Raw genomic sequence first — 1,976 nt, 5'->3', positions numbered from 1 at the left:
CTTGTGTACGCCCGACATGGGCATTGACTTATGAGGTGAAAGTCCTCTGTAGGAAGATCACCGTTTAAATAACACACTGTTATTAAACGATAACTACTAGCGAATGGCAAGGGCTAAATCGCGAGAGATAGTCTAGAGGAAGCCGCTAGCAAATCTGTGAGCTGATGAACAAAAACATCATATGAGGCGTAGGCTGGAGACGAGCTAGCACAAGATAGCGAAGTCATGTGATCTAACGGCCACCGTAAATGATGCAGTTGTGCAGAGAAAGTCGATGCACCTTATTCGGGGAGATCTGATAAACACGCATCCGCGCTAACGCTTGGAGATTACCAGTTAGGGACTGGTTGTTCAACCCTTGGCGCTTTGGTTGCTGCGACCTACAGCGAGCGAAATAGCAGTAAACAAGCGTTAGTTTCGACGCGCTTTATCGAGTAATCGCTAGAGTGATTTATCAGAAGTCAGCAGACGGCATAGTAGCCAAACGCCCATCGTAATGGAGGGGACACGGTGAAGGCCTGAACATCTTAACCAGAGGAGATACTACAAATGAACTTGAATTCACATAGATCACCGTGTTGTGATAGTGATGAACAGCGTTCGACTGTGAATAATACCTCGAATGAATACAACCAAACAGATCGTGACCTGATGGCAAGGGTACTGAGCAACCACAATATTGGTGCAGCATGGCAACATGTTAAGCGCAATAAAGGGGCTGCGGGTATTGATAATATGAGTATTGAGGAATTTAATCACTTCGCTAAGTTACATTGGCTGGGTATTAAACAACAATTACTTAGCGGCACTTATCAACCCTTGCCAGTCAAACGCGTGATGATACCCAAACCCGATGGCGGTGAGCGAATGCTTGGGATCCCTTCTGTTATCGACAGAGTGATCCAACAAGCTATTGCTCAAGTGATTAGCCCTTACTTTGAGCCTCTATTTTCACCACATAGTTATGGTTATCGCCCTCATAAAAGAGCCAGCCAAGCAGTAAATCATGTTCAATCTTGTGTTAAACAAGGTTATAAAACAGCAGTTGATATTGACTTGTCTAAGTTCTTTGATGAAGTAAACCATGACATGCTGATGAATCGTGTTGGTCGTAAAGTCAAAGACAAAGCACTCATGCGCCTACTTGGTAAATACCTCCGAGCGGGGATCGCAGAGCGCGAAACGGGTCTGTGGTTTGAGTCAACCAAAGGAGTCCCTCAAGGTGGGCCATTATCCCCTTTACTTTCCAATATTTTACTCGATGAATTAGATAAGAAGCTAACCTACAAACACCTTAAGTTTGCACGTTACGCTGATGACATAATCATTTTAGTAAAAACGAAAAGCGAAGGACTCATAATCCAACGGGAAATTACTGCGTTTATCACTCAGCGATTAAAACTCAAAGTGAATGAATCGAAAAGTCGAGTCGGTCCCGTATCAGGCTCGAAATTTCTCGGGTTTACCTTCCGTTACGCTCAAGTGCAGATCCACGAACAGGCGCTAAAGAAATTTAAAGCAAATGTAAGAGAACTCACTAACCGCAACTGGGGGATCTCAATGACCCTACAAATTCATAAACTCACGCAGTATTTACGCGGCTGGGGACACTACTACCTAATAGCCAACGCTTATCAACTAACAGTGGATTTAGATCATTGGATCCGTCGTAGGATAAGAATGTGCTACTGGCGGCAATGGCGTAAACCTCGCACCAAAGTACGCAGTTTAATGAAATTGGGTGTTAGCGAGCGACTCGCCATAGCCTGTGGTATCACCAGTAAAGGCCCTTGTAGAAGCTCAAAAACAAAAGGAATTAACATTGCGCTAGGTAATGACTATTTAGCATCACAAGGTTTAGTGTCATTGAAAAATATTTGGATCAATATTCATTACGGGAGATGAACCGCCCATTGCGGACCCGCATGATGGGTGGTGTGGGGGCTGGAGGTTAGAGACCTCCGGCTACCCGATTA

The 1,976-nt window shown here is 44.5% G+C and carries 1 protein-coding gene; it reads left to right on the top strand.

Annotated features, from left to right (window positions below):
• Positions 1-549: 549 nt before the first annotated feature.
• Positions 550-1,905, top strand: coding sequence for a group II intron reverse transcriptase/maturase (ltrA, locus tag AAEZ22_RS17940; protein WP_352298307.1), 1,356 nt, complete (start codon positions 550-552; stop codon positions 1,903-1,905).
• Positions 1,906-1,976: the final 71 nt, after the last annotated feature.

The sequence above is a fragment of the Pseudoalteromonas sp. 20-MNA-CIBAN-0454 genome (assembly GCF_040308685.1).
GTDB classification, from domain to species: domain Bacteria; phylum Pseudomonadota; class Gammaproteobacteria; order Enterobacterales; family Alteromonadaceae; genus Pseudoalteromonas; species Pseudoalteromonas nigrifaciens.
The sequence above is the reverse complement of the archived record's forward strand: the minus strand, read 5'-3'. Positions and strand labels throughout refer to the sequence as shown.